We start from the raw sequence: 6,097 nt of genomic DNA, 5'->3' as shown, positions 1-6,097 counted from the left end.
CGGAAGTTTTTTCGAGGGGGTTGAGTATTCTGCGGTGGGGCCAGAGCACTAAGGGCACCAGAATATAAATCAGTAGCAGCTTATATAAAGAGCAGCTCAAACCGCAGTTGGAAGCCCTGCTGGATTTTGATGAAGAAGATCAGAAAGCGGCTAGAACCGTATTGGAAGGTTTAATTCTAAGACATAACGCTAAAAAAACGTTATGGGGTAATTAAAATTTTTTATAAAAAAGCCTACATTTGTAGGCTTATAATTATATTTTTAGTATAGTTTATAACTTCGTTTTTGAAATTACAAAAGCTAGTATGGCTCCTGTAATTATTGAAATGCTTCCAATTAAAAAATAAATTTTAAAAGTTACAATTGCTCCTGCTATACCTTTAAAATCTACAGTCCCACCTAAATATCCATGAATATAGTGAACCGTAGAACCTAAAAAAGGGAGTATTAATAAATACGATATTGTTGATATTATTTCTTTTGACCGAGAATAATATACTGCTATAAAAGATGCTAAACATGGTAATAACCAAAGTAATATCAATGTTATATTACGGTTAAAACCTAATCGATGAAATATATAATCATTAAAAGCAACTGTTGCTTCACTAATAATAGTGAAAAAAACTATTAGTAAAAAACCAGCAGACCAAGCTTTTATCGTATTATTTTTCATATTACTCACCTAAGCTGGGGCCATATACTGGATTTGGACTATAGCCTGGCTCTCCAAATTGGGGGCCTGGATTAAAAGGCCAGTTCGGCCATGCAGATCTAGGAATACTAACCCTACACTGCTTCATCGCTTGCTCAGCACAATGACAGCAATTGAACTTCGTAAAGTCGTAATTATCGGCTTCACAGTTCTGCATTGCATTTTTTATACAAGAGTCTTCTTCAGGGTTTTGAGGACTAGAACAAACTGTTCCTTCTTGGTTTGGATCTGGATCTGGGTTAACCCCACTAGGATCATAACTTGAAGTTGTACCGTCTGAATATTTTAAAAAGCAATGTCTCGCATAAGGTATTGGTAACAATAAGTCTCGGTGACACATTTGAACTAGGCCTAAAGGGTCAACATATCTAATAGGGTTACCACTTACATACGCATAGGTATTCAACCCACCATTTAACCCAATCGGATCACTTTCGATGTAGCGTCCAGTAGTTGGATCGTAATCCCGGAAATAGTTGTAAACTAGGACGGCTTTGTGCGTCCGAGCCTAGCATCGGAGCACTTCGATGCAGTTTTCTGTTAAAGAGCGACTTCCTCGATGCACTTTGATGACGTCGAGGTATGTTGTTGTTAAGTGTATCAGCGGCTGAGTGAAGCTTATAGGTAGTAAGCATAATAAAAAGCCCACAGACAAGTGTGAGCCTAGTGACTTTAAATACAGTTTTTTGACCAATAATAATTAGTACGTTTAGTGTGGAGTCTTATTTTTAAGTGTTCCTTCTCCACTCTCAGAATTAACTTCTATACTCAACGATTCACCGTCATAAAAATCTTCACGAGTCAAGATTCGCCCAGTAGCCTGTAATTCACTTTCCATTACATCCCAGCCTTCATCATTTTCAAGAATTTGCACAGAGTAGAACCACTGACCACTTTCATTCTGAGCCATGCCTAGTATTGCTGCTTCCTGCCCGTTTATTTCAGATAGTAGTGACCGGGATGTGACCACTTTAACTACTTCATAGAACTTATACATAGCTTGCATTGTTCACCTATTTATGTGTAATCCGTCCATCAAGAGAAACATTTGCATGGCTACCATCGCGAGTTGCCCAGCCTAACTTAGATTTTCCTGTTTTTGAAAGTTGCACGTCCCATTCAAAAGCCTGTCCCTGTGTTCGAGATGGTCCTTTTTTCCACTCATTACCAAATCTATCCAAATAGCCCCCATTAGGTCCTCTAGGGAGTGGGTTCGAAGGGTCGTAACCTTTTCGGGGTACAAATCTAATTTTTCCTGTAGTTGGTAGTTGAGCTGCTTTTAGTCTTCCTTTTACCGAAGACCAGGCCTTAGCTGCTCCAGCTGTGCCTCTAGGATCAAAGGGCAAATCTGCATCTGTCTTTGTGGCATTTTTGATTTTCTTCGAAGATTTTTAAGCTTTATACCCTTTCCCTGCAACTCCAGCCACAGTGCCAACAGGCATCAGCTCTCCGGCAAGCTCAGAGTTTTGGTACATGGCAGAGCACTCATCAACCCCGCCATCGATACCCATGTCATCACGCAAGTCGGCAGTGGAGTACATGCCAAATGTGACGGTGCTAGATATACCATCCCCAAAACCTGCAGAGAAGTCTACAAGTCCTTGAGGTAAAGGATCACCCCATGCCCATAGTCCATAAGGATCATAGTATCGCATGGGGTTACCATGGACATAAGCAAAGGTATTTAGCCCACCTTGCAGACCAATAGGGTCACTCTCAATATAGCGCCCAGTCTCAGGGTCATAATCTCTTAGGTAGTTGTAAAAGAGCCCACTCTCTGCATCAAAGTATTGCCCAGGGAAGCGCAGATTTAAAGTAACGCTTTGCCCATCACCATTAGGATTATCGGTTACCTTGCTGTATACCACTAAACATAAGGTCTACAATGAGGTTAGGTTTACTTCAGGGTGATCTTCCTACAGGAGACTTACACCCCATAAATTCAATGCCCATGCCGGGCGTACACAAGCAAAGACAGTCGGATGCTTCGCACCACTGCTTTGAACGTTAATGATTAATATGAAGAAGTATTCAATCTACATAATATCAGTGCTCTTGGTTATATCCTTAGCTAGCAATCTGGCATTGTTTTTCTGGGGAAAGTACTGGAAAGATGCTTTAGTGGGTCAATTTATAACGACCTATGAAATAGAGCATATATTTCGCAAGTCAGGGGCGGACATATCCTTTGATCATGTGCATGAAGTTTTACTAAATAACGGAGTTATCGTAAGTGAGCTTAACGCTCGTGAGGCTGAGAAGCTTGATTTGAGCTTAGATGATACGATGAGAGCTCTTAGGTTGGAAAATACAGTATTGCTCTTTAAAGATGATGCTTTTATTGGTAGTAAGTCGATTCACCCAAATCATTAATCAGCTAAGTGCAGCTCCCTACCAATCTTGCTGAATGAGGTTAGGTATGCATCGGAGTGGTGTTTATTATTAGTTAGATAAGGCTGAGGATCACTATGTCAAAAATTGGATGTAATTGCGGTCATGTGATAGTAGACCAAACTGACTATATTCCTTACAAAGCTGGTTATATACCAGATACCGTATCGTGTGATTTAGTTGAAGTTGTGTCTGACGAAATTATTGAAAAAGTTAAAGAGGCTGGCATAGAAAACATATTAAACGAAGATATTGCCGACATACTTTGGTCTAGGATATTTTACCAAAACTCAAAGCAGATATATGAGTGTGAGAAATGCGGTAGTATTTTGATTGAAAAAATCGAAGAGGATAATGTTTTTCATAAGTTTAAGCCTGATTTTTGTGGTAACGAGGAAAAACAAATTAGAACAATTTATACAACCAAAAGAGTAAGAAAGTAATTGCCATCTAATTGGCTAATATCTACCCAATATTGCTAGATTACACTAACCATAAGGCCTACAATGGGGTTAGGTTTTGCGTAAGAGACGCGTTTATTAATAGTTATGCGTAAATATGGAATATTTAGAGATAAACACAACTAAATACTCAACAGTAATTCGTGCAGCAATGGATGCACATCCGAAAGCGGAAGTCTTGATCAATAATGTTGCAGCAACCGGGTCCATAGAAGAATGGTGTACGAATAAGAGATTGAAAGAATATATTAATTTCTCAATCAATGTGGGTGGTAGCGAGCTATGGTCATATCATGATCACCCAGCGAATTTACTTGTTGTGGCCTCTGAGCTGCCCTTAGTAGAAAAGCTAGCGTCCAGTAATTTGTTGCGCTTCAAAGAAGCGGCGTTTTCGGAACAAAAGACGTTGCTTCAAAGGATAAAGAAATGGTTTGCATAACAAGCCGGTTAAGTCGCTCGTTAGCTTGCTGGGACGTTTTGCCTCATCAATTAATTAGTATCGCTCATGAAGATAGAGGATAGAGTCCAGGACCGAATCGATTCGGTAGGGTTTGAGAATTTATCAGATCCAGAAAAGACCTATTGGTTGATTTGGCTTCTTGAGGCGTATGCAAATAACGGTGGCTTAGAAAAGTTTTTTGAATGTGATGATAATGAGCCTGAATTAACATATCAGGCATTACTAACTCTTAAAGCCACTGAAATGGCAAAAACCTTCCTTAAAGCTAAAAATATTTATGAAAAGGATGAAAGCTCAATATTCAGTGAGGAAATGAGAGCTCTTTCTAATCATTTTACTGACTATCCTGACCCTCTTGGCCAGCTAGTTGACAGTTATGTTCAGGAAAATGCAGCTGAGTTCTATGGCCCAAAAAACGACGTGGAAATGTGGGCTTCTAAAAAAGCAAAAGGTCAAAATACACCGCGTTTTGTCACAAAAGAGATTGATTATAAAGCTGAAGCAATCGAGGATGAGAAATATTCAAGCCGTGTCTGTCCTGAGTGCTCTCAGCCAGTCCCGGATTATAGAAAAAGCTGCAAAAAATGTGGGTTTCCGGTTGGTAGGCTCAAGGCATAATCAGCTAATAGCCGCTCCCTACCCACCCCACTGGATAGCACTAACCACAAGGCCAAGCACAATCGTCTCTTCGGGGATGGACCTCCGCACTACGTGCTTTGGTCTGTGATGATGGCGTTATGCGTGGAGCCTGCTGCATAGATAAGGTCGAGTCAATGGGTACATATGTTCATTATTCATTGGGAAGAAAGGATGGTATAGAAAGCATTGTTTTTGAAAACCTTCCCTCCTTAATTAAGTGTATGGAGAATTGTAGATCTGAATATCCCGATGAATTTAACGAATCTATATATCTCATGGCCATAAAAATGAATGACAATGGCCCTGCCTCGTTAGAGGTAGATACAGAGGAGGAGGCCTGCTTAATTGACCGAGTCGTTGACGAGCTAATCTTTTATGAAGATTTAAGTTCAGTTACAAATATTGAGTTTACTCTTTTTGAGACAATAGATACCTCAATGATGAAGTGGCGTAGATATGCAGATGATTTGAGAAAGGTAATTCCAGACTGTTCAGAGTTTACCTGTAAGTATTATCAAAAACTTCTTTTTGATGGTATGACAATAGCGAAGCTGGATGGCCATAAGTACAAATCAGATGACGGTGTATACAGAATTGCCTGGGTTCTCCCTGAAGATATTGATCAGTTAGCTTCAGATCTTGAGCCAATTAATGTGGTCACAGAATGGAAAGATGACGAACAAAGCGGTGTCTTTTTTATCTATGATGCACTGAGACGAGCCAAGGAAAGAGAGTGTGCCTTGGTCGTTGAAATCGCATAATTGGATAAGAACAGTTATCAAGCCACCCTGCTGGATACCAATATCCTCAGAGCTTACAATGAAGCTCGCTTGTGTCAATGTGACGTTCGTTAATAATTATAGCTAAGACATAATATATGGAGTATAGGTACCTAGCAGAATCATCGAAATATAAAGTCTTTTCGCTAGCTGATTACGTCTATTTGAAGAATAAGGCTAATTGCAAAAGTCATACTGAATATGAACAGTCTGACGAAAATATTGCGTGGATTTATGGTGAGCCTGATTCTGCCATTATTACCTTTGATGAACGGTATGTTGTAATAGCTGGCTGTGGAATTTCCGTTTACGACATTCAGTTAAAAGAAACTACTTATTTGTTTAGTGAACCAGATTCTATTGAATGGACTGAAGGCGTTTACCTCGGTGAAAATGATGAAATTTTTCAAGTTAGGTTTAATGCATTGACTAAAACCGAAAAGCTGGTTATCAAACGTTTAAATTTGAAGTCACATAATGTTGATATCTTGAGCTGAAGCTATAATCGGGTAAGAGCTGGTATCTAAACTGCTTCATTATTGAACACCCAATCCACCAAAATAGCCGATAACCCTGCGTATCGGCTATTTTCAGGCTGGATTATTTTCACTCAGGGACGGATGGATCAAAATTCATTATCCTAACGGATAAG

11 protein-coding genes and 1 pseudogene are annotated in these 6,097 nt (G+C 39.6%); 6 read left to right on the top strand and 6 right to left on the bottom strand.

Annotation, left to right across the window (positions count from 1 at the left end; translation table 11 throughout):
* Positions 1-271: 271 nt before the first annotated feature.
* The 6 genes and pseudogenes from F607_RS0124010 to F607_RS35860 all read right to left on the bottom strand — a co-directional run bounded on the left by F607_RS0124010 (position 272) and on the right by F607_RS35860 (position 2,583).
* The gene (locus tag F607_RS0124010) at positions 272-676 is read right to left on the bottom strand and encodes a hypothetical protein (protein WP_027710094.1); all 405 of its coding nucleotides are present in this window, start codon (positions 674-676) and stop codon (positions 272-274) included.
* A gap of 1 nt (position 677) precedes the next feature.
* On the bottom strand, positions 678-1,055 hold the full coding sequence (locus F607_RS34360) for a hypothetical protein (RefSeq protein ID WP_157365587.1): 378 nt from the start codon (positions 1,053-1,055) through the stop codon (positions 678-680).
* An 18-nt stretch (positions 1,056-1,073) separates the two neighbouring features.
* Positions 1,074-1,196 (bottom strand): annotated as a pseudogene (locus F607_RS35865) (RHS repeat-associated core domain-containing protein); the annotation flags it as partial.
* A 228-nt stretch (positions 1,197-1,424) separates the two neighbouring features.
* Positions 1,425-1,712: an Imm31 family immunity protein gene (gene imm31, locus F607_RS0124000; protein WP_169719843.1), complete on the bottom strand. Its 288-nt coding sequence runs from the start codon at positions 1,710-1,712 to the stop codon at positions 1,425-1,427.
* A 16-nt stretch (positions 1,713-1,728) separates the two neighbouring features.
* Complete coding sequence (locus F607_RS0123995) at positions 1,729-2,061, bottom strand: polymorphic toxin type 17 domain-containing protein (RefSeq protein ID WP_027710091.1); 333 nt, start codon at positions 2,059-2,061, stop codon at positions 1,729-1,731.
* A 45-nt stretch (positions 2,062-2,106) separates the two neighbouring features.
* Positions 2,107-2,583 (bottom strand): RHS repeat-associated core domain-containing protein, encoded by a 477-nt coding sequence (locus F607_RS35860; protein WP_027710090.1) that lies wholly within the window; start codon positions 2,581-2,583, stop codon positions 2,107-2,109.
* 151 nt (positions 2,584-2,734) lie between these two features.
* Between F607_RS35860 and F607_RS0123985 the strand changes: the two genes are divergently transcribed.
* The 6 genes from F607_RS0123985 to F607_RS0123960 all read left to right on the top strand — a co-directional run bounded on the left by F607_RS0123985 (position 2,735) and on the right by F607_RS0123960 (position 5,942).
* Positions 2,735-3,088, top strand: coding sequence for a hypothetical protein (locus tag F607_RS0123985; RefSeq protein WP_157365586.1), 354 nt, complete (start codon positions 2,735-2,737; stop codon positions 3,086-3,088).
* Between the two features lie 95 nt (positions 3,089-3,183).
* Entirely contained in the window at positions 3,184-3,549 is a 366-nt protein-coding gene (locus F607_RS0123980) for a hypothetical protein (protein WP_027710088.1), read from the top strand.
* A gap of 115 nt (positions 3,550-3,664) precedes the next feature.
* Entirely contained in the window at positions 3,665-4,006 is a 342-nt protein-coding gene (locus tag F607_RS0123975) for a hypothetical protein (protein WP_027710087.1), read from the top strand.
* Positions 4,007-4,072: 66 nt separating this feature from the next.
* Complete coding sequence (locus F607_RS0123970) at positions 4,073-4,645, top strand: DMP19 family protein (RefSeq protein WP_027710086.1); 573 nt, start codon at positions 4,073-4,075, stop codon at positions 4,643-4,645.
* A gap of 308 nt (positions 4,646-4,953) precedes the next feature.
* Positions 4,954-5,427: a hypothetical protein gene (locus tag F607_RS0123965; protein ID WP_157365585.1), complete on the top strand. Its 474-nt coding sequence runs from the start codon at positions 4,954-4,956 to the stop codon at positions 5,425-5,427.
* A 116-nt stretch (positions 5,428-5,543) separates the two neighbouring features.
* On the top strand, positions 5,544-5,942 hold the full coding sequence (locus F607_RS0123960) for a hypothetical protein (protein WP_027710084.1): 399 nt from the start codon (positions 5,544-5,546) through the stop codon (positions 5,940-5,942).
* The last annotated feature ends 155 nt before the right edge of the window (positions 5,943-6,097 follow it).

The sequence above is a fragment of the Zooshikella ganghwensis DSM 15267 genome (assembly GCF_000428585.1).
Classification (GTDB): Bacteria; Pseudomonadota; Gammaproteobacteria; order Pseudomonadales; family Zooshikellaceae; genus Zooshikella; species Zooshikella ganghwensis.
The sequence above is the reverse complement of the archived record's forward strand: the minus strand, read 5'-3'. Positions and strand labels throughout refer to the sequence as shown.